Source organism: Lysinibacillus pakistanensis (assembly GCF_030123245.1).
GTDB lineage: Bacteria > Bacillota > Bacilli > Bacillales_A > Planococcaceae > Lysinibacillus > Lysinibacillus pakistanensis.
In genome coordinates this window covers 4,874,853-4,896,563 of record NZ_CP126101.1, presented here as the reverse complement: position 1 = coordinate 4,896,563, position 21,711 = coordinate 4,874,853, and the positions used below count along the sequence as shown (strand labels likewise).

At 36.9% G+C, this 21,711-nt stretch carries 24 protein-coding genes; 19 read left to right on the top strand and 5 right to left on the bottom strand.

Translation table 11 applies throughout. The features are described 5' to 3' along the window. Window positions 1-97 precede the first annotated feature (97 nt). On the bottom strand, window positions 98-1,498 hold the full coding sequence (gene pdxR, locus QNH24_RS24350) for a MocR-like pyridoxine biosynthesis transcription factor PdxR (protein ID WP_283869933.1): 1,401 nt from the start codon (window positions 1,496-1,498) through the stop codon (window positions 98-100). 113 nt (window positions 1,499-1,611) lie between these two features. On the opposite strand from pdxR, the gene QNH24_RS24345 reads away from it, so the two are divergent. From QNH24_RS24345 to QNH24_RS24335, 3 genes are all read left to right on the top strand, one after another. After that, entirely contained in the window at window positions 1,612-2,571 is a 960-nt protein-coding gene (locus QNH24_RS24345; RefSeq protein ID WP_283869932.1) for a proline dehydrogenase family protein, read from the top strand. Next, the gene (locus tag QNH24_RS24340) at window positions 2,568-3,455 is read left to right on the top strand and encodes a DMT family transporter (RefSeq protein WP_283869931.1); all 888 of its coding nucleotides are present in this window, start codon (window positions 2,568-2,570) and stop codon (window positions 3,453-3,455) included. The genes QNH24_RS24345 and QNH24_RS24340 overlap by 4 nt, the downstream gene beginning before the upstream one ends. 86 nt (window positions 3,456-3,541) lie before the next feature. Beyond that, complete coding sequence (locus tag QNH24_RS24335; RefSeq protein ID WP_283869930.1) at window positions 3,542-3,901, top strand: YybH family protein; 360 nt, start codon at window positions 3,542-3,544, stop codon at window positions 3,899-3,901. Here QNH24_RS24335 and QNH24_RS24330 read toward each other — a convergent pair. Then, window positions 3,890-4,690 (bottom strand): sulfite exporter TauE/SafE family protein, encoded by an 801-nt coding sequence (locus tag QNH24_RS24330; protein WP_283869929.1) that lies wholly within the window; start codon window positions 4,688-4,690, stop codon window positions 3,890-3,892. The genes QNH24_RS24335 and QNH24_RS24330 overlap by 12 nt on opposite strands. Window positions 4,691-5,680: 990 nt before the next feature. Here QNH24_RS24330 and QNH24_RS24325 point away from each other — a divergent pair. The 12 genes from QNH24_RS24325 to QNH24_RS24270 all read left to right on the top strand — a co-directional run bounded on the left by QNH24_RS24325 (window position 5,681) and on the right by QNH24_RS24270 (window position 15,991). Then, entirely contained in the window at window positions 5,681-6,307 is a 627-nt protein-coding gene (locus QNH24_RS24325) for a nucleotidyltransferase family protein (protein WP_347342931.1), read from the top strand. 16 nt (window positions 6,308-6,323) lie between these two features. Continuing rightward, window positions 6,324-6,818 carry a DinB family protein gene (locus QNH24_RS24320; RefSeq protein ID WP_283869928.1) on the top strand — a complete coding sequence of 165 codons (495 nt, stop codon included), beginning with the start codon at window positions 6,324-6,326 and terminating at the stop codon, window positions 6,816-6,818. Next, on the top strand, window positions 6,800-7,630 hold the full coding sequence (locus tag QNH24_RS24315; RefSeq protein WP_283869927.1) for a helix-turn-helix domain-containing protein: 831 nt from the start codon (window positions 6,800-6,802) through the stop codon (window positions 7,628-7,630). Before QNH24_RS24320 ends, QNH24_RS24315 begins: the two co-directional genes overlap by 19 nt. Window positions 7,631-7,845: 215 nt before the next feature. Further along, entirely contained in the window at window positions 7,846-8,829 is a 984-nt protein-coding gene (locus QNH24_RS24310) for an ABC transporter substrate-binding protein (RefSeq protein ID WP_283869926.1), read from the top strand. A gap of 354 nt (window positions 8,830-9,183) precedes the next feature. Beyond that, window positions 9,184-10,191, top strand: a complete 1,008-nt coding sequence (locus tag QNH24_RS24305; RefSeq protein ID WP_054771062.1) for a FecCD family ABC transporter permease — start codon at window positions 9,184-9,186, stop codon at window positions 10,189-10,191. Beyond that, the gene (locus QNH24_RS24300) at window positions 10,184-11,215 is read left to right on the top strand and encodes a FecCD family ABC transporter permease (protein WP_283869925.1); all 1,032 of its coding nucleotides are present in this window, start codon (window positions 10,184-10,186) and stop codon (window positions 11,213-11,215) included. The genes QNH24_RS24305 and QNH24_RS24300 overlap by 8 nt, the downstream gene beginning before the upstream one ends. A gap of 13 nt (window positions 11,216-11,228) precedes the next feature. After that, a complete protein-coding gene (locus tag QNH24_RS24295; protein WP_283869924.1) occupies window positions 11,229-12,029 on the top strand; it encodes an ABC transporter ATP-binding protein in 801 nt (266 codons plus the stop codon). Continuing rightward, complete coding sequence (locus tag QNH24_RS24290) at window positions 12,029-12,802, top strand: alpha/beta hydrolase (RefSeq protein WP_283872938.1); 774 nt, start codon at window positions 12,029-12,031, stop codon at window positions 12,800-12,802. Before QNH24_RS24295 ends, QNH24_RS24290 begins: the two co-directional genes overlap by 1 nt. A gap of 485 nt (window positions 12,803-13,287) precedes the next feature. Beyond that, entirely contained in the window at window positions 13,288-13,761 is a 474-nt protein-coding gene (locus QNH24_RS24285; protein ID WP_283869923.1) for a GNAT family N-acetyltransferase, read from the top strand. Window positions 13,762-13,773: 12 nt separating this feature from the next. Further along, on the top strand, window positions 13,774-14,430 hold the full coding sequence (locus QNH24_RS24280; protein WP_283869922.1) for a hypothetical protein: 657 nt from the start codon (window positions 13,774-13,776) through the stop codon (window positions 14,428-14,430). A gap of 62 nt (window positions 14,431-14,492) precedes the next feature. Further along, complete coding sequence (locus tag QNH24_RS24275) at window positions 14,493-14,978, top strand: DUF4871 domain-containing protein (protein WP_283869921.1); 486 nt, start codon at window positions 14,493-14,495, stop codon at window positions 14,976-14,978. Window positions 14,979-15,478: 500 nt separating this feature from the next. Further along, window positions 15,479-15,991, top strand: coding sequence for a YfiT family bacillithiol transferase (locus QNH24_RS24270; protein WP_283869920.1), 513 nt, complete (start codon window positions 15,479-15,481; stop codon window positions 15,989-15,991). Between the two features lie 157 nt (window positions 15,992-16,148). Here the strand turns inward: QNH24_RS24270 and QNH24_RS24265 are convergent, their stop codons facing one another. Together QNH24_RS24265 and QNH24_RS24260 are read right to left on the bottom strand one after the other, a co-directional pair. After that, entirely contained in the window at window positions 16,149-16,769 is a 621-nt protein-coding gene (locus QNH24_RS24265; RefSeq protein WP_283869919.1) for an exosporium glycoprotein BclB-related protein, read from the bottom strand. Window positions 16,770-17,113: 344 nt separating this feature from the next. Beyond that, the gene (locus QNH24_RS24260) at window positions 17,114-18,628 is read right to left on the bottom strand and encodes a hypothetical protein (protein WP_283869918.1); all 1,515 of its coding nucleotides are present in this window, start codon (window positions 18,626-18,628) and stop codon (window positions 17,114-17,116) included. 243 nt (window positions 18,629-18,871) lie between these two features. Between QNH24_RS24260 and QNH24_RS24255 the strand changes: the two genes are divergently transcribed. The 4 genes from QNH24_RS24255 (at window position 18,872) to QNH24_RS24240 (ending at window position 21,370) form a co-directional block, all read left to right on the top strand. Further along, the gene (locus QNH24_RS24255) at window positions 18,872-19,510 is read left to right on the top strand and encodes a BMQ_0737 family morphogenetic spore coat protein (RefSeq protein ID WP_283869917.1); all 639 of its coding nucleotides are present in this window, start codon (window positions 18,872-18,874) and stop codon (window positions 19,508-19,510) included. A gap of 204 nt (window positions 19,511-19,714) precedes the next feature. Beyond that, on the top strand, window positions 19,715-20,287 hold the full coding sequence (locus QNH24_RS24250; protein WP_283869916.1) for a hypothetical protein: 573 nt from the start codon (window positions 19,715-19,717) through the stop codon (window positions 20,285-20,287). Next, window positions 20,280-20,564: a hypothetical protein gene (locus QNH24_RS24245; protein WP_283869915.1), complete on the top strand. Its 285-nt coding sequence runs from the start codon at window positions 20,280-20,282 to the stop codon at window positions 20,562-20,564. Before QNH24_RS24250 ends, QNH24_RS24245 begins: the two co-directional genes overlap by 8 nt. A gap of 14 nt (window positions 20,565-20,578) precedes the next feature. Further along, window positions 20,579-21,370 carry a hypothetical protein gene (locus QNH24_RS24240; RefSeq protein WP_283869914.1) on the top strand — a complete coding sequence of 264 codons (792 nt, stop codon included), beginning with the start codon at window positions 20,579-20,581 and terminating at the stop codon, window positions 21,368-21,370. A 74-nt stretch (window positions 21,371-21,444) separates the two neighbouring features. Here the strand turns inward: QNH24_RS24240 and rpmG are convergent, their stop codons facing one another. Further along, the gene (gene rpmG / locus QNH24_RS24235; RefSeq protein ID WP_054771054.1) at window positions 21,445-21,594 is read right to left on the bottom strand and encodes a 50S ribosomal protein L33; all 150 of its coding nucleotides are present in this window, start codon (window positions 21,592-21,594) and stop codon (window positions 21,445-21,447) included. Between the last annotated feature and the right edge of the window lie 117 nt (window positions 21,595-21,711).

The following is a 21,711-nucleotide window of genomic DNA, read 5'->3' as shown; positions in this document are numbered from 1 at the left end:
TTTATTTCATTTAGATTCATAATATTGATTGTCTATTTTTAAAAGATTCCCTATAAAAGTAATTATATTCACGTTTTCTTTTTAAAAGGTGATTCCTCTATTTTACTATTGAATTCAATGCTTGCAGTAGTCTTTCTACGCCCTTTTCAATTTCCTCCTGCTTCAAATGTCCATAGCCAATAATTATTCGATTATGATAGTTTCCCTTTGCAATGGCATGATTCTCCACTGGGTATACTTTAACGCCAAATTGTTCGATTTTTAACAATATCTCTTGGGAAAAATGAATGTCCTTAAATTCAGCAACTATATGCATACCTGTGGAGTAACCAAGTATCTTTATGTTAGTAGAAAAGGCTGTATATAAACATTTTATAAGAAAATCGCGTTGCCTTTTATAAAATTTCTTCATCTTCCCGATATGGCGTTCCAAGTAGCCTTCGTTTATAAAACGTGCCAGAATAAGCTGTTCTAAAGAGGGTGTATGTAAATCTGTAAACCACTTTAGCTGTCTGCATTTTTCAATAAGATGTGTTGGTAAAACGATATATCCGATGCGTAGTGCAGGAGAGAGAATCTTACTAAAGGACCCAATATACAGTACATGTTCTGGATCTAAACCTTGTAAGGAGCTTATGGGCAAGCCCTCAAAGCGAAATTCACTATCATAATCATCTTCAATTAAATAACAGTGCTGATTTCTTGCATATTGGACTAATTGAATTCTGCGCTGTATTGGTAATGTCCCACCTAACGGAAATTGGTGTGAGGGTGTGAGAAATATAAATTTTGGCACTATGTTTTTCGGCAATAATGCAGTTTTCATTCCATCTTCATCAACAGGGATAGGATAAATCGTAGCACCTGAGGATGTAAAGATTGTTTGAATATCATTCGTAATAGGATCTTCCATTATGGCTATGTCATTTGGCGACAAAAGTAATCTCGATACTAACGTCATTGCTTGTGTAGCACCAGACGTTATAATGATTTGCTCTGGATGACAATGTACTCCCCTCGTTCTCTTCAAGTAGTATGCCAAGGTTTGTCTTAATTCTAGACGACCCTCAGGTAAATCATAGCCCAAATTCGTTGATTCGCTATCATTCCATAGCTGATGTGAGAGCTTTGCCCAGATTTTGCGAGGAAAAAGGTCTAATGCTGGAATTCCTGAACGAAAATTAATGATGCCATTCTTTGCATATTTATGATCGACTTTCTGTATTTCATGTGAGGGATCTGTCCTAGTTAAAGAGGCCCCCTCTGCAACAAATGTACCCGAACCTCTCTGTGCAACTAAAAAACCTTCAGCTAAAAGTTGGTCATAAGCCTCCAATATGACATTTCTTGAAACGTTTAGCTCAGTAGAAAGCTCACGGGTTGATGCTAGCCTTACGCCTGCTTGCAGTTCGCCGCTTAAAATTTTTTCACGAATTTGCTGATAGACTTGCCGATTTAAAGGTATAGCTGAAGAACGGTCAATCGGTATCCATAACACTGTATTTCGCCTCCTCTTAAAATTGGTACCTTAAAAGTTTCTATAAAGTGGCTCTACAGCTACCAATTTTATCATGTTAAAGTACTGACAAATAGCAATGAGGAGGAATAAAGATGAGAAATGTGGAGGAATTAGTAATACAGGCCTTAAAATCAGCAGCAAGAAATGAGCAAATGAAGCATACTGTTCAGCAATCAGCGGAGCTTTATCCGTTATTATGGAAGGCGGCTAAACGTTATGTTACTGGGGAAAAGAGACAGGAGGCGCTAAGAATTGCTCAGGATTTTATCTCAAAGGATTATCAAATATCACTAGAATTCATAGGAGAAAATACAAAGGATATTGCGGAATGTCAAAAAGCAAAGGAGGAGCTTTTACAGCTTATAGAGGACACTGGGGTACTTTCATTCAACCAAACTGTATCTTTTGATTTATCCCATATTGGCCTTTCAGTAAACGCAAATCTTGCCTATACAAATTTACAGGAGCTTGCACAGAAAGCGCAGCAATATGGTATTTCATTGATGATTAGTATGGAGGAGTCCTCCAAGACGAGCAGTATAATCGAAGTCTATAAAAAAATAGCTATGCAATATCCGAATATAGGGATTACGCTGCAAGCTCATCTTTATCGTACAGAAGTGGATATTCAACAGTTGACCCAATATCCAGGGAGAATAAGGCTGGTAAAAGGCGCTTTTCAGGAGTCAGACGATATTGCGATAACAAGGTCAAGGAAATTAAACGAACGTTATCTTCATTTTGTTGAACAATTAATAGAAGCAAAGCATCCAATTTCAATTGCAACACATGATAAGGCGCTTATTCTAGAAATGGAGAAGCGTCGATACTTTCAACAGCCAAATGTGGAGATAGAGATGTTATACGGTGTACAGCCAGCGTTGTTACAGCAATTAAAAAAGAACGGGTACCCATGCAGAGTTTATTTGACTTATGGAACTGAGTGGTTTTTGTACCTATGCCACCGTATTGCAGAATATCCTGAAAATTTATATCTTGCCGTAACAGATATAATTAATCCTTCAATCTTAGAAAATAGTGAGGATTATTGAATACGCAAATGTGGGCAAGTGGAAAAGTTATGCTCGCGATGACTATTGTTGGTAGCTCGGTTGTAGCAGGTAAGTTCATCATACAAAGCTTTCCTGTATTTTTAGCAAATGAATTGAGATTTCTTGTTGCATCTGCTGCTCTAGTACCTTTATGGATGAAAGTAGAGGGTTTTTCAGTGCTAGATAGAAAAGATTATTTATCAATCTTCTTGCAGGCATTGTTTGGTGTCTTTCTGTTTAATATTCTAATGCTCAGTGGTCTTTCACTAACCTCAGCAATCGAGGCTGGTATTATTACAAGTACACTACCAGCTTGTACAGCTATTCTTTCAGTTTTCCTATTAAAGGAGCATTTTACGAGAAATATCGGGCTTGGTGTACTAATGGCTGTTTTTGGAACAGTATTAATAAATATTACTAGCATATCTACGATAGATTTGACATCATTAGCCGGTAATCTTCTTATTTTAGGAGCTATTTGTTGTGAATCCTTATTCATTATATTAGGAAAATCTCACTCTAAGCGAGTAAGTGCTCTCACTGTTGCTACGATGGTAAGCTGCTTTGGAGCAGTGTTGTTTTTTCCTTTTGCTATAGCCGAAAGTCGTTCCTTTGCTTTTAAAGAAGTGACTTTTGCTGAATGGGGGTTAGTAGTCTATTTCGGAATCATTGTAACCGTGCTGGCATTTATTCTTATGCAGCAAGGGCTTGCAAGGATTTCTGCAACATCAGCGGGCATCCTAACAAGCTTTTTACCGATTAGTAGCATTGTATTATCCTCGTTATTTTTAGGTGAAAAAATTTCATTCCTACAATGCGGAGGATTTGGATTTATTTTAGGAGCCCTTTATTTGCTGTCTAAGCCATCAACACAGATTGGATAAACCTTAGTTAACCGCTTGTGAAGGTGAATAAAGTATTTCATGGTGACATATTTTCCGTTACTATTGTTAAAAAAGGAGGGATTTTCTTGACGTATCAGCAAGCTTTAGCACAATATATTACAGCTACGAATTCCCATGATTTTAATAATGTAAAGGAAATATTGCATCCACAGGCGGTCTATTGGTTTACCGATAAAACATGCACTACCTTAGAGGATATAGGTAATTACTTTAATCACGCATGGCAGGTAATCGAGCAAGAGGTATATTCGGCTACCGATGTACAATGGCTAACGGTGGATGAAAAAACTGCTACCTGTATTTATACATACCACTATGAGGGCTACCATAAGGGGAAATTTATATCAGGCAGCGGAAGGGCTACAAATATATTTATAAAAGAAAATGATAAATGGAAGTTAATTCATGAGCATCTAAGTAGTTAAGATTTTTCCTATAACTTGAATAAGCAACAACGAAATGATGAGTGTTAGTAGTATTTTTGCTGCTTTCATAGGTATTTTTGGTAAAACTAAAAGCCCCAGCTGAGAGCCAATAATAGAGCCTATTGCCATCGCAATCGCATATTTCCATTGTATAAAACCAGATTGATAAAAGACTAAAAATGCCCCTGTACAGCTTCCAAACAGAAGCACGCGCGTAAGCTGTACAGCCTTTATGTAAGAATAGTGCTGGCGTAAATAGTGTAATATGCTGAAGGTGGAAGAACCAGGACCAAAACCACCATCATATACCGCAATTAAAAATGGCTGCCATAATATATAGCCTTGTTTTGTCTCATTTTCGTGTGACTGTGCAGCCCATTCTATTCTTTTTAACGTTAGAAACAATACGAGAATGAGTAGTAGACAAGCTATCATATTCATGATCTGCTCTGACATGGCTATTGTTAGAAGTGCCCCGCAAACACCTCCAGTAAATGCAATAGTGACATATTTCAGAATAGAAGCTAGACGAAGCTCCTGCTGATAAAGAAGGTAGAGGATACTAGATAATGCAGAAATGCCTGTAGAAAATTTATTTGTGGCAATACCGGTATGTATAGGTATACCCACAAGCATCATAGCTGGGATTGTTATAAGCCCGCCACCCCCAGCAAGGGTACCAATAAAGGCAGCAATCATTCCTATACTAACGAGTGTTAGTGAAAGATTTGTATAAAAAAGTCCAATTACAATGATAAGAGTGACGATTAAAATAAAAGATTTTTTCATATGCATCTCCTTTAGCTTTGCTAGTTAAAGGGTAGATGGAATTGATTGATAAATCTAATATATTATTTTTGGATTTGTATAAATATAATATATAAATTAAATTTTTTAGCTCTATAAAATGTGAGGGAATCAGCTTCCATTCCTAGCTGCTTAGAGGCCAGAAATGCATCTCCACTTGGATAAAATAAATAATTTCATTACTATAGTAATGAATCATGTTGTTGAAATACTATTATGTCAATGAAATCAAGGTGACAAATTAAAAGTATAGTCCTTTTTCAAAACGAGGGGTTGATCTCCGTTCCGACTGAGTGCTTTCCTGGGGGCGTCCGATGAGCCGCTTCACTGCTCGCTCCAGGGTCTCATCTGTGACGCTGAATCCCCGAGGAATCACTCAGTCTACACTCCAATCAACCACTGCTCATAGTATTTTCGTTGGCATTTCACATAAATGTATAGTGATAAATTTAAGTCTTAACCATCACTATTTTTCGTAAAAAATGAAGCTGATAACATTTTTCTATGCGAAAGCAGTACGACAGCAGTAAGAGGCTTTATGTTTAGTTATAAAGTATTTTTATGCACAAAATGTAGGTTGACAGCTATAGAATTGTACTACTATTCTATCCATTTAATGATGGTGAGTAACATGTTTTTATTTTACTTTTGAGGGAAGAAAATATTTAAAGTTCTACACTATTGCTGATTGGAGTGCAAGGCTACTCGACTCCCGTGGGATAGCGAGACAGATGAGACCCTGCACGGAGCGTCAGCGCAGGAAGCGGCTCGTCGCTCGCCCACAGGAAGCTTTGCTCTGTGCGAAAGCGAAGCGTCAGCAACAAAGCGAGTAGCCTGGAACGGAAATCATCTTCATTTTGACTAAATATTCACAAAGGTATCCTTGACCATTTAGTTTTTCAACACTATGATTCATTACTATAGTAATGAATGGAAGATTATTTTTGAAATAGAGTGTAGAGGAGATTCACTATGCAGACAACATGTCTATCAAAACATCGATCTTGGTTCAGCGAGCGTACTGATACGATGAAGCATTTAAAAACAGAAGTAGAGTTAAAACACTTAATTGCAGCAGATAGTTGGATGATGGAAATAATAGCAACTGTGGAGAGATTAGAGCTACCAGATTCTTGGATTTGTGCTGGATTTATTCGTTCAAAGGTGTGGGATTACCTTCATCATTATGAAAGTAGAACACCTTTAGGTGATATTGATGTGATATATTTTGATAAAGCGAATCTTTCAGAAAAAGATGAGAAAAAGTATGAACAAAAACTAAGGGAATATTTACAGAATGAGCCGTGGTCTGTGAAAAATCAGGCAAGAATGCATGTAGTGAATAATACTAAACCCTATCAGTCTTCGATAGATGGAGTTGCTCATTTTCCTGAAACGCCAACAGCTATTGGTATAAGGCTTAATAATGGAATTCTTCAAATTGCTGCTCCCTATGGAATTCAGCATTTAATTTCTGGGATTGTCGCTCCTACACCATATTTTCAGAAAGACACACCAATGCATGAAATTTATAAGCGCAGAATTCAGCAGAAAAATTGGACATCCATTTGGCCAAAGCTGCAGATTGCTTACGATTAGGAAGGGGATATAGTGTTTGTATTACGATAAAAATCAAATACTCATTCATTATGAAAAATCTCTACAATTTGTGGAAGGTTTAATGCATCTGACGGAGGAACAATGGCGTTCACCTATTGAACCTGGAAAATGGACAGTTGCAGAAGTAATTGGACATCTTACTCCATGGGATGAATTCGTGTACCATCAACGACTACCATATCTTTTGGCTGATGAAATTCTACCAAAGGGACCAAATGCTGAAGATATAAATACACATGCCGCAAAGGAAAGTCGATTGAAAAGCAAGGAGGAAACAATCGAACAATTTTTACAAAATAGAAATTTACTAATGGGTGCAATTCATCAAATAGAAGACCAAAAATGGCTGCAATCATTGAAAATAGGTGTTTCTGAATTAACGTTATTAAGTTATTTTACGGGTTTAATAGATCATGATCTTCATCATTTTTCACAAATCCAAATTGCTTTAAAAAATGTGGGAGCTGAAAAATGGACATCAAGCATTTAATTGACTACTATGCACATGTAAATGTGAAATTTACGGATATTTTTACAAATAAGATGAAGCCTGGTCAAATTGATAGAGGACGAACAACAGCCCCAGGGAAGTGTGGTCTAGTTGTTCCACTTTCAGGAAGTGCGAGCTTTAGTTTTAATGGTGCACCATACACAATGGCGCCAGGTATGGTCATACATGCAGGACCTCAAATGCCGATTGAAATTAAGGTTATTGGTGATCAAATATGGGAATATGCAGTGGTCCACTACTCTACCTCTATAGAAGAAACTAATAAATATCCTTTAGCGAATCAACATTTTTTAATCGATACAGGCTATCATACAAAAATTATAGATTATGTCCAGCAATTAATAGAGAGTCAATCATTGCCTGGAAATATGGCAATATTGAAGTCTAAAACGTTATTTATGAATTTGCTAGAGACTATTCTTATTTTGGCAAAAGTGAAGATTCTTGATACAGCAAGTGACATTATGGAGCAAGCTATGCAGTATATAAATGAAAACTACGCTAAGCAAATATCAGTTTCAAAGATAGCCGAGGAATTCGGTGTAGAGCGTCGCAGATTTGCTTATTTATTTGAGCAACATACGGGTATGAATCCTAGCACATACTTAACAGAATACCGAATGCGGAGAGCGAAGGATTTATTGGAGTATCACGATACTACGATTGCGGAGGTAGCAGAATGTGTAGGCTACTTCGATTGCTTTTATTTTAGCCGAGTTTTCAAAAAATGTACGGGAATGTCCCCGACGGCCTATCGGAAAACAATAATAGAAGAAGCTAAATATGTATAGAAAGCTATTTCTTGAAAAAGAAATAGCTTTTTCTGTGAAATAAAAACGGCAAAAGTCCATGTGATTCATGAAATTATCCATTCACATCTGTTTTTCTCTTTGTTAGGATAATATCCGTAAATGATAATGAGTATCAATTAAATTACTGATTTCTATTGACTTATAAATGAAAATGATTATCATTGTCAATAGAGAGTTATAGGGAGAGAATATAAATGAATAAATATTTTAAAATGTGTGCACCTGCTTTATTAGCTTTATCCTTAGCGGCATGTGGATCGGATAAGGCAGAAGAGTCAAATACATCTTCAAATAATGCAGCAGAAACAAGCGCGACAGAATCACAAACAAATGAGGCCAATACTCAGACAATCTCTTATTTAGGGGAAAAATATGAACTTCCTGCTAAAGTGAATAACATTGTAGCGGCAAGCTTAGAGTCCATGGAGGATGCTGCAATGCTTGGTATTAAGCCAGTTGGGGTACTTGAAATTGGCGGCAAAGTTCCTTCATATCTTGCTTCTGAATTTGAGGGTGCTAAGCTTGTGGGGAACAAAATGGAGCCGAATGCAGAAGCCATCCTTAATCTTGATCCAGATGTAATTATAGGTACTTCCAAATTCCCTGAAGAAACTGCTGAAAAGCTTAACAAAATTCAAACGATGATTCCATATTCACATATCTCTACAAACTGGAAGGAAAACTTCACTTTACTTGCACAGCTTACTGGTAAAGAAGAGGATGCTAAAAAAATCATTGCTGATTATGATGCCAAGGTGGCTGATGCACAAGCTAAATCGAAAGAGCAACTTACGGATAAACAAGTATTAGTTATTCGAGTACGTGGCGGAGTAATGTATATTTATCCGGCAGGCGTTTACTTAAATCCAATTTTATATGAGGATTTAGGAGCACCAATTCCTGAAATTCTTAAAACAACAAAAGCTCAGGCGGAACTATCTCTTGAAACATTAGCGCAGGTAAATCCAGATGCAATATTCCTTCAGTTTGAAGAATCAGAAAATGCAGATGCACCAAAAGCATTAGAGGATTTACAAAAGAATCCGATTTTTGAAAGCTTAAAGGCATCACAAAATAATCAAATTTTCGTGAATGCAATTGATCCGTTAGCTCAGGGTGGTACGGCTTGGTCTAAAGTGAAATTCCTAGATATTGCAGTAGAAAAATTACTTAAATAGTTTTAAAGAGGCTGGTAATAGATTTGGTGGCATCACCAGGCTATTACCAGCCTTTTATCTTCATTCAGCAAATGTTTTTTGTATCGAAAGCATAGCGGCAGATGTTTTAAGCGCGTAAGCGTAGCGACAGCGGCAGATACAGAAGACTCCCATCTCTACAGGTGGAGAGGATGAAGGCGGGTTTTGGTTCCTTTTCAGTGAGTGTCCAAACATCTACTGAATGAAGATAAAGCCTCCGGCGGATGTCACGGATTTTCAAAGGAATGAATTGTGCGGGCACAATTCAAAACCCGGACGCAATTACGCCAAGGCGAAATTGATAAGAGTATAAAAAAATAGAAAAAGGTGTAGAAGTTGAAAAAAACAAACATAATGGCATTTTCAATAGTAGCAGCTTCTCCATTTTTAATTGTGATGATAGCATTAGTCTCCGTTATGTACGGTACAAAGGACATTAGCGCAATCACAATTTGGCAGGCGATTTCTGCATTTGATCCCTCGAATGTGGATCATCAAATTGTTAGAACTGGTCGTATTCCCAGGATCGCTGCAGTTTTATTAGTGGGCGCATTTTTAGCAGTAGCTGGCGCCGTTATGCAGGGGATTACACGAAATTATTTAGCATCACCTTCCTTGATGGGTGTAAATGATGGCTCAGCATTTGTAATTACGTTAGCTATTGTATTTTTCCCAGGTCTCCCTAACTACCAAATGATTCTACTTTCTATGATTGGTTCGGCATTAGGAGCTGGGATAGTTTTTGGATTTGGTTCATTAATTCGCAATGGATTATCGCCTGTACGTCTAGCAATTATTGGTACAGTTATTGGTACATTTTTAAGTAGTATAGCTACTGCCATTGCAATGTATTTCCAAGTATCTCAAACCGTAAGCGTATGGTATAACACGAAGGTACATATGGTGGATATGGATATGCTGCTGCTAGCTATTCCATTTGGTTTAATCGGTTTAGTCCTGGCCTTATTATCAGCGAAGGCTATTACAATCACTTCTTTGGGTGAAGATATTGCCATTGGGCTTGGGCAAAAAACAACAGCGGTGAAAATCATTAGTATGCTAGCTGTCGTATGTTTAACAGGTACGGCAGTTGCACTTGTCGGAAAGATTGCCTTTGTTGGATTAGTTATCCCGCATATTACACGCTTCCTTGTTGGGGTAGATTATCGTTTTATTATTCCTTGTGCGGCGGTAATTGGCTCGTTTTTCCTAGCACTTTGTGATGTGCTTAGCCGTTTTGTCAATTTCCCATTCGAAACGCCAATTGGTGTATTAACAGCATTAGTAGGGGTTCCATTCTTCTTGTATTTAGTTCGTAAACACGGGGGTGAAAAGCGTGCGTAAAAAAGCCTCAAGTGTATTTGTTATGACCGCTTCGATACTTATTTTATTTATTTTGGGTGCCAGTTATCTTCATATTACAAATGGCGTATTTGATATGTCAGTGATGGATGTCATCAAAACATTGCTACGTATTGAGCCTAATCCCAAATTTGATCTTGTTATTTTTGAATTTCGTTTACCACGTATTGTCATAGCTGCCCTTGTTGGTGTTGGCTTAGGTATGGCAGGGGTTGTTCTACAAGGTATTACACGCAATGGTCTAGCGGACCCTGGCATTTTAGGGATCAATGCTGGAGCTGGAGCAGCTGTTGTTATATTTATGTTTTTCTTTCAATTACGTTTAGTGACTGCAGATATGAGTAGCTGGTTATCTATATTAATGATGCCCCTATTTGGATTTGTCGGAGGAGCAATAGCTGCTATACTAATTTTTTCCTTTGCTCTAAAAAATGGTCATTTAGATATGCAGCGATTAATTTTAACTGGGATAGCCATTAATAGTGGATTTGGAGCATTATCATTATTTTTATCATTAAAAATGAGTGCCCAAGATTATGAATCTGCAGCAGTTTGGATGGCTGGCTCCATCTATAATGCTAACTGGATTTTCGTAGTAACGATGCTGCCATGGCTGATTTTATTAGGTATTTATGTGCATCGTAAATCGTATTTACTGGATTATTTTCAGCTGGAAGAGGATAGTATTACTAGTCTAGGGATAGCGGTTGAAAAAGAGAAGATGAAGCTACTACTGGCAAGTGTTGGTTTAGTCAGTGCCTGTGTCTCGGTATCAGGTAGTATTGGCTTTATTGGATTAATGGCACCACATATTGCGAAACAGCTTGTTGGTATACAGCATCGCTATGTTATGCCGGTAAGTGCATTAATTGGTGCTGGCTTATTAATTTTAGCTGATTATATTGGAAAAACAGTATTTGCACCATCTGAGCTGGCAGTTGGTATTGTTGTTTCTATTATAGGAATTCCGTACTTCTTATATTTATTAGTGAAATCAAAGGCATAGGAGGGAAATAGTAATGCAAACTGCATTTAGAATGGAAAATTTATCTTCTGGTTATGAGCAGGTTCGGGTATTTGAAGGTCTTAATTTAACAATTGAGGAGGGCAAGGTTACAACCATTATAGGACCAAATGGTTGTGGAAAATCCACATTGTTGAAAACAATCGGTCGAATATTGAAAAAACAACAAGGTACGGTTTATTTGCAGGACCAAAATATGCAAAATCTATCTACAAAAGACATCGCAAAAAAGCTAGCAATCCTTTCACAAACACCTATAGCTCCTGGACAGCTAAAGGTAGAGGAGTTGATTGCCTACGGTCGCTATCCGCATCGGAATAATGTCAATCGCTTAACAAAAAAGGACGAGGAAATGATTGAGTGGGCCTTAACCGTTACTAATACAATTGAGTTTCGCGATCGAGACCTTGCACAGCTTTCAGGAGGTCAACGTCAGCGTGTATGGCTGGCAATGGCACTTGCACAGGAAACAAATATTTTATTGTTAGATGAGCCAACGACCTATTTGGATATGGCACACCAGTTAGAGGTGCTAGAAATTGTGAAAAGCTTAAATGAGGAGCATCGTTGTACAATTGTGATGGTCTTGCATGACATTAATCATGCAGCACGTTATTCTGACCATTTGATCGCAATGCGTCAGGGTGTTGTGATGAAAACAGGAACACCACAAGAGATATTGTGTGTGGATGTGATGCGTCAGGTATTTAATATTGATGCACGTATTATGGAAGATCCTGTGACAAAAACACCTGTATGCTATGGCTATGATGTGTTGAAGGAGGTTCATCAATGATGATTGAAAGACAATCGTCCGATTATTTAACAGAGCAAAGGTCCTCCAAATTTACGAATTATATGTACACAATCAACATCTATGTACCTCAGTGTGAGGCGCCAGAAGGAGGCTTTCCTGTTTTATATGTATTAGATGGGTCGTCCTATTTCCAACTTGTCAAGGAGGCAGTGCGTCTGCAAAGTCGGAATGCTCCTAAGACAGGTATATTACCAGCAATCGTTGTTGGCATTGGTCATGGAGCTGATATGCAGGAACGACGTTTTTATGATTTTACGGGACAAGCCGAAACCTATATTTATCCTGCAAGATTTAAAGGAAAAGGCTATGAAAGGCATGGTGGAGCCGAGAACTTTAGCAGATTTTTAGAAGAAGAATTAAAGCCAGAGATTCTGGCTAACTTTCCTATAAATAAGGAGCAGCAAACACTTTTTGGGCATTCACTGGCAGGTTATTTTGTGCTGTGGCAATTATTCCATCAAACGTCCAGTTATCAATGTTATATTGCTATTAGTCCTTCCATTTGGTGGAACGAACATGAGCTATTACATCATGCATCAGCATTTATTAAGGATAATCAGGAAATAAAGGCAAAGCTGTTCATCGGAGTAGGTGAGCTTGAAACCTTTATGGTGGACGATGCACAGCAATTTGCAGATAAATTACAGAATGTCATGGATATCTCCTTTTATGAGGGACGCGAGGAAAATCATGCTTCCATTGTTCCAACTATTATGAGTAGAGCAATACGCTTTGTGAATAAAAATAAATAATAAAGCCGAATTATCTCTGATAATGCGGTTTCATGTTGTTGAAATACTATTATGTCAATGAAATCAAGGTGACAAATTAAAAAGTATAGCCCTTTCTCAAAACGAGGGGTTGATCTCCGTTCCGACTGAGTGCTTTCCTGGGGGCGTCCGTATTTAAAGTTCTACACTATTGCTGATTGGAGTGTAAGGCTACTCGACTCCCGTGGGATAGCGAGACAGACGAGACCCTGCACGGAGCGTCAGCGCAGGAAGCGGCTCGTCGCTCGCACTGAAGCTTTGCTCTGTGCGAAAGCGAAGCGTCAGCAACAAAGCGAGTAGCCTGGAATGGAAATCACCTTCATTTGACTTAGTAGTGTTCACAAAGAATCCTTTGACCATTTAGTTTTTCAACACTATGAAGCCGCATTATTTCTGATAATGCGGTTTAAATATGTTTAAAAACCCATTAAAGTGTATATTAAAACAAAGGAGGAATCCTGATAAAGATGGTGATTATGTTAGCACAATTAAAAGATGCACCTATTATTCATGATGTAATGCTACAGGCATTTAAAGAATATGAGCATGCAACACCGCCTTCAAGTGCACTTAATGAAACCGTTGAATCGATTAAAGAGGATATGGAAAGAGGAGAAAATGCCTTTATTGCTTATCTCGGTGAGCAGCCCGTTGCAATGGTAAGGTTTACATTTAGTGAGCACAGTGTTTATTTTTTTAGATTATCTGTTATCCCTTCAAAACAAGGACATGGCTTGGCCAAAGCATTATTGAAAAAGCTTGAACATCAAGCACTTGCTAATGGAAAAATGATTAGTAAATGTAAGGTTCGTATGTCTGTCCCTCGAAACATTGAGTTATATCGTTCATTAGGTTATGTTATTACAAAAGAGGAGAAGAGCGAAAATCTTAACGGCTTCTCTCTTTCTATAGCAACGATGGAGAAACAGCTTACTAAGTAGGAGGGGCTACATTTGCGGAAAAGGCTTGGCTGCTTGCATGCACATTATTCGAACATAGCATATATTGAACAAACATTTTTTAATATCAATCACATAGAGCTTATACATTTTGTAGATCCAGGTCTTATCCTGCAAGCCTCAAATGGAGATAGCGGTTTAGCTTTTAAGGTGAAGGAACAGCTTGAATGGATGGAGAACTGTCAGATTGATGCCATTTTAATAACATGTACAAAATATATTGCCCTAATAGAGGGAGCTTCCATTAAGCTTTCCATTCCTATTTTGAAAATAGACGAGCCCTTTTTTGAAGCTATTTGTAAGGATGAGCAGCCTCAAACAATCCTTTTTACGAATCCTGGAACTGTAGAGGGTACAATGGGCAGGCTTCAGCAATATGCTATACAACATAACAAAGAAATTGAAGTTGTAGCAAAGGTAATCGACAATACTTTTGAACTAATTATGCAGGGAAAGCAGGAAGCCTATAAGAAAACCATTCTTCAAGCTCTTAATCATTTAAAAGAAGCGCAACGGCAAATTTCTGTTGCACAGCTTTCAATGGTGGAGGCCGCACAGCTTTTCGAAAAAGAGTCAGGGTTAACAATTACTCATCCTCTAAAATCGTTAGCTGAATTTGTAATAAGATCAACAGAATTATATTCAGAATAATCTGTAACAATGAATGCAAAAAATTCGTTACATAGATAAAGCCATCTTAAAGGAGCGATGTAATGAAGCGATGTATCCTTTTGTTTACAGTATTATTATGTCTAGCAGGTTGTGTCATGAACGAAAAAGCAATTGTCCTACCAGGTGATTTACCTGATTTTGTACAAGAAAGTGACTTTGCATCAATTAATTGGGACAAACAAGCTGAAGTATTTGGTGATAGAGGTAGTATAGTGGGGAATATCAATAAATCTGGCGTCATTGGTGCTGATGCGCCAAGTCTAAGCACCCAAAAATGGATGTGGCATCTTTGGGGAATAGAGCCTACCCTTGACACAGAGCTGACGATAGTCGGCTATCATAAAGATTCAAAAACAGTTCATCCAATTTTGATCAATGGCTGGTCAACGGGTCTTGGTGGACCAAATAATGGGGCAGATGCCCATACACCTTCAAGTGTAAAGATTCCAGAGCCAGGACTATGGGCAATATTACTTTATATCAACGGTAGTTATTTTGATACGTTAGTTTATGATATAACTCAATAGGATTTGATATGTTATCGTGAAATGAATACTTTAAAACCCTTATTTTGTAAATTTGGATTCTTACAAAATAAGGGTTTTATTTTTAGGCGAAAGAAACATTTCATTTAAGAGGGTTACTTAGGTTTCAGCAGCCAGATGAGGAATTGGAGCAAGCTAAGTAAAAATTGAAGCTATGTATTTTGAAGCAAAGGTGAAAAATGTACTTTTCATTATTATAATGGTATTAACTAAGCTTAAATCATTATTAGTCCTTCTATTCATGGCGAAATTTCAATTTATTATGAAAAGATTTATGACAAATTTAAAGAAAATGGGATTGAATTTCTTTTCAATAAAGAATTTCCAAAATTAATTTCTATGATCGAAAGTACAATGAATATATAAGGTTCAAAATTAACTAATGAAAAAGAAACTAATCCTGAAAAAATAATGCAGGTAGCGCGTAAAATATTAAATTGATAATATGAAAAGGAAGAAAATAGAGAACGGAGGGTGCCTATATGACCGATTTACGCTATCCAATTGGGCAATTTCAATTTCCAGAAATAGTGACAGTACAGCAAGTAAAGGAATGGATTGAGGATATTCGTGTGCTACCTAGACAGCTAGCGGAGGAACTTAGTGGAGCAAGTGAGCAAGCATTAGCGAAAACTTATCGAGAAAATGGCTGGACTGTAACACAGCTTGTCCATCATATCGCTGATAGTCATATGAATAGCTATATTCGTTTTAAATTAGCACTTACAGAGAATGTACCGACGATTAAGCCTTACAACGAAGTGGAATGGGCTCAACTCCCAGATTCAGAACTTCCAGTAGCGACATCCCATAAACTAATCGAAAGCTTACATGAGCGCTGGGTTTATTTACTGTCCAGTTTAACAGAAGAGCAACTGCAAAGAGCGTTTAACCATCCTGATTCAGGGTTACTGACACTTGAAAAAGCCATAGCTTTATATGCTTGGCATGGAAAGCATCACCTTGCTCATATTCAAAATGCTTTGGCAAAATAATCATTGCAATCTATTTAAATTGGAAAAATAGGCGATTTCTTGATTTTGAAGAAAATCGCCTATTTTTTTGATTATTTTTTTTTCAAATTTATTATCATATTTTGCATGGCTAATAACACTGTATGGTAGCTTATATCTGACTTATGATCATAATTTTTTATACAATATTGATTCCTGCACTTGCGTTACCAGTAACAAGAGCAGCAGCTCCTGAGGTAGTAACAGAGAATACCATTAATAAACGATCACCAGCAGCTACTGGTACTGGTGTCACGTTTCTAGTACCAAATGTAATAGCTCCTACTACTAATGATGTGAGAGCTGGTGCTAAATCAACAAATGCATCTGTTGGGCTGAAAAGATTACTTCCCGCAGGCGCGCGGTAAATTTGTGCTCTGACTGTTGCTGTTCCTGTAAATGTTGCAACAGCAACTGTTACAGACAAGGTAGCAGAAATAGATGTAATAGTACCTGCACGTGGAACTGAAAAGGCCTCCATTCCAGTAGTAGCACCTGCTAAGTCTATATTTGTACCAGTAAGAGTTACCCCTGGAATAGACGTGCCGAATCCTACCATACTTACTGTACCGATCGCACCACCAGCAACTGCTGCTAAAGCAACAGGAACAGTGCCTGATGCGAATGGGATGATCGAGCCTGTTGCTGGTGGAGTAGTAATACATGCAGCTTCTATAGCTTCAAAAGGACCAAGTGCAGTACACTCATTATTTTTATTTGCGCAGCCGCCGCACGCTGAATTCATACAATTCATACACATTTTTACACCCCCTTTCTTCATTATTCTATTCAGCTATGTTTGTGGGGTCAGGGCAAATATCTAAATTTAAGCTTTTATTGTTAAAACTTTAGGAGGGGCTTTGCTCAATCTGCATGAATCATGCCTGTTATACATAAAAAAAGTCCAATATGTATTTTCATACTTATTGGACGATTTATATTCATTCAGCAAATGTTTTTTGTATCGAAAGCAAAGAGCCAGATACAGAAGACTCCTCAAAATCCGGACGCATTGTTTATCTGTAGCGAAAGCAAAGCGGCAGCTACAATTACGCCAAGGCGAAATTGATCTTCAGTTCTACTCTTCATACTAAACCATTTAAACTAAGTCCATTTTCGGAAGAAATTAGAAAATAATGAGCCCTTTTCTTTTTTATGCTCTTCGTCCATAGTTTTTTCTTCCTGTTCAGGTTGCTTGTTTACATCTTGAGTGTTGATATAGGTTTCAATTGTTTCTTCTGATATAGCTTCAGATTCGTCACTTTTTAAAGTAGGTGACATATTAGTGCTATTTTGCTCATTTAACGCTTCAGAAGTAGTTAGAATAGCAGGCTCATTCATTGTTTCAGAGGAAACGAGAACGACAGTATCCTTATTCACAGCTTCAGAGGAATCGAAAACAACAGGCACCTTATTCACAGCTTCAGAGGAATCGAAAACAACAGGCACCTTATTCACAGCTTCAGAGGAATCGAAAACGACAGGCTCCTTATTCACAGCTTCAGAGGAATCGAGAACGACAGTATCCTTATTCACAGCTTCAGAGGAATCGAGAACGACAGTATCCTTATTCACAGCTTCGGAGGAATCGAGAACGCCAGTTTCTATATTCGCTGTTTTAGAGGAATCGAGAACAACAGTATCCTTATTCACTGTTTCAGAGGAATTCAAAACGCCAGGCTCCTTATTCACAGCTTCAGGTGAATCGAGAACGATAGACTCATTCCCTGTTTGAGATACATCAAGACTAACAGGTCCCTCATTTATAGCGTTAGGAGTATCGAGAATTTCTTCTTGAGATGCTTCAAGACCACCAAAATTATTCGCCACTTCAGGTGTTTCCATGGCAGTAGGCTCACTTATTATTTCAGGTTTTGTTTCCCCTATAATAGAAGAATTTATGGTAGTAGGATCATAAATACTTACCGGAATTTGCTTTGCATCAGTAGCATTTTTAAAATGGAAGGTCGATTCTGTGTTGGTATTCCGATAAAGACCTTGGCTCGGATGCGTGTTTACTGATTGAAAATAGTGTTGATTAAAATGGCGTTCTTCGGGTATGCTTTTTTGATGTTCAGTTCCAGAAGATTGGATGGTATGGTTCAAATCGAATTGTTTATTGGTTGCTTTCCCTGCCAAATTTTGCAATAACCTATAAGATGGTTGTTTGGAGGTAATTGCCGATTGATTCTGAGCCATTGTAATTGTAGGTTGTCTCTGTGCAGCATTAGCTATCAAAGGAGAGTGGCTTTCAATACTGGGTGTAGTAGTAGGTGCTGGAGCTTCATTAACTTCCATGGTAAGTAGCTTTTTTAAAACGATTAATATTTCTTGATTCATTTCTTCTATGGTTTGATTTAAAAGCTCAATTTGTGTGGAGAGTAGCTTTATTTGCTCCTCATAGCTTTTAATTTGTGAATTTTGCCTATCATCTAATGTTTCTGTTAGTCCCTCTAAATGTGCAATCTGTGTTTTTAATCCATCAAATTCCTTTTTCATAAAGAGGTAATCCTCTAATGAAGTCCCCATCTTTAATGAAGTTAACGTTTCCCTATAGTGTTCAATCTTTTCCTTCACTTTTTCAATATCTTGAGTGGAGTACAATTTTGAATCTTCCATGTATTTCACCCCTTTCAGTCCATTAATATTTTATTAAAAATATTTACTTTCTGTTACAAATATACCGGTCCTAAAAAACAAATTAATATCTCCTTGAAGCGTGGGGCATTAAACAAAAAAATTCATATGGATACACAAGTTTTTACTAAATATGAGGTTGAACTATTTATTTAGCCCATACACTTATAGCTGAAAAACATATGATACAAACGAAAGATAAAAATTTTATGGAGGTGTCAAAGGATGCTAGAGAATATGCCATCCCAGGCGCAGGAACTAATTTGTATAAACGTCGATAAGGTATTTGACTGGATTGTAAAGGAAATGTCGTTTGATTTTTCCCCTACTGGACCAATTACTTTTCCAGGAGTAACGCCAACGACTGATTTAACAGGTGCGGTAGTTACATGTAAGGTAGTTCCATCAACAACTAATCCTATTGTTATCTTGAACCGTGAGAATCGCCAATTCTCCATTGATGGTTCAACTGTATGTCTTCAACATTTAAATATTCAAAAGAATTTTGTTGTTACGATAGTTGTTTGTTTACCGAACGGCACTATGTTCACAAGCAATAATATTCCACTTTCTCGCTGTGAACAAGTTACATTATGTGCGCCAAAAGGTACAGATGTAGAAATTTTATTCACAGATTTAGATTGTTTCGTGTGTACAACTGGAACATTAACAGCTGGTGCAGGTACAATTACGTTTTCTGCATTAACCATTACTGTAGCTGTTTGTCAAAGTATTCAATCAACATTCCCAGTTACTGTGGAATTCTTAGCGACTTTCTGCGAGCCAAGAGCAGAATTACCGTTTACATGTCCGGGTGTAGTTCGTCCACAGCAATGCCCTGTTATTTTCCCAACAGGCGGGTAATAGTACTAATAAAAAAGAAAAACACATATCTTGAAGAGAGGGTAAACCTCTCTTTTTTTATTTTGGTTTAGCTGTTGTCCAATATCTGCTAAACCAGATAAAAGCCACGGTTGAAGAGATTCGAGCTAGCTTGAAAAAAACTGAATGTCATTACGCCGAGTGTAACACCACTTATTACATATTTAACTCAGGAGGATAAAAATTATGACTAGTACCAATCAGGTGGAGGAAAAAATAAATGAGCTCAAAGAACAGACGACTCATTATGTTCATGAAATCAGGAAAATGGTTGAGAAGATTACAATTCTTGAACCTATCAATGTCATAAGTTATTTTACTTCTTCATTCAATATTTCTTATGATACTGAACAGGAAAGTTTATGTTTGGGCTCCTATCATATTCGTAATATAGGGAATCAGCCTATTACCAATCCTTATTTGTGTATAAAGCTACCCGAAGACTCGCCATTCGCCTTTTCTGGTAGGTATGTTTATGAACATTTTGCTCCCAATTTGAAAGGAAATAGCAGCTGGGAGCGAATCAATGATGAAGCGAGCAAAGAAGAATTTTGGCTTAGACCTATAGGGAAAACAACATTAGAACCAAATGAAACATTATCTTTTACTAATTTTCAAATTAAATGGTCACACAATTTATCTTATTCAGGAAGTATTATGGGTTTTACCTATTGTGATCAGTTACAAGATGGTGTGGTTGTTTTGAATCCTATTAATCTTAATGGAATAAGCCAAACACAGGAGGAGAATAATGAGTGAATTTGAAAAAATAGAGCATATCACACAACAATTTATAAAGGAGCAACTTGCAAATCTTTCTAACTATAATAGTGACAAAAATAATAGCTTTGCTTTTCTTGAAAAAGGAACGTTAAATCTACTTATTGCCTATTTAATATCTGAAGAAAAACCAAAAAAACAAGAATTTAAAAATGATGAATTTGACAAACAATTGGTCAAACAGCTTGATGAGGTTATAGAAGAAAGTAAGAAGCAATTTGAGGAGGTTATGAGTATGCTTGGGAAATTTTCGTGAAAGGAGAGCTTAATATGGAAAATGATATTGTGAAAAACAATGATCCCATCCAGCTCCAGCAAATGATTATTTTTTTAAGGGCTGAATTAGCGAAATATAAAAATGAGGTTAAAAGACTAAGAGATAGTGATTATTATTCATTAGTACTAAGATTTGAACGAGAAAATATCCAATTAACAAATCAGAAAAAGGAGCTTTCGATGGAGCTATTAAAGCTGAAGAGAGACTTTGAAAAAGCAACACAGAACTACTACGATCATGTTCAAACAGTAGAAAACCATAAGAAAAAACAAATATCCTCGATTGAAGCATTATTAAAGGAAAAAAAGAAGCTACGTGCAGAAAATAAGTTACTAAAGGAAACGTTAAAAGTCACACAAGATGAATTACTGTCAGTTAATTCGGTGAATGGGCTAGAAAGTAAGCTGAGTGAATTTGCAATAGGCATCAGTCTACAAATAGAAAACATCATAGAAGCAGTTGAAAATTCACGTTTAGAGCAAGCTAATGCTGAAAATCTTAATCAGTATTTGATGAAAGAGATTGAGGAAAAATTATCGAAAAAGCTAGAGGATATAAATAAACATAATTCGACTACTAATCTGCTAGAAGAAAGAACGAGGGTGAAGAATGATGCTCTTATAAATTTAGATACTCAAGTAAATAAGATATTGGCTCAATCTATTGATTTTGAAGAACAGGTGGAGCATAAATTACGCATTCTTGATGACCTAGAGCAGAAATTAAATGAGCTTGCTATAGAAATAAAAGCAAATGAAATTACGAGAGGGGATTTAATTCATTAATAGGCTTGTTTGACTGTTTCAAAAGTAAGGAAATAATCACTTTTGAAACAGTCTTTTATATTTATTAGGGAATATTATTTTGTTTCTCGATGTAATGTCACTCTCTTTAATCGAGGTGAATATTTTCTAAGCTCCAACCTTTCAGGATTATTTCGTTTATTTTTTGTAGTGATATAATTTTTATCACCTGTTTCGGTACAAGCTAATGTTATTTGTATACGCACAAAATTAACCTCCTTTTTCAAATCGTAATAATTACGCTTTATACATTATTATTTTTTAGAAGATATGTCAATAATGAATTTTTTAGCATTGCAATTTTTGTTTCGCTATGGTTTAAT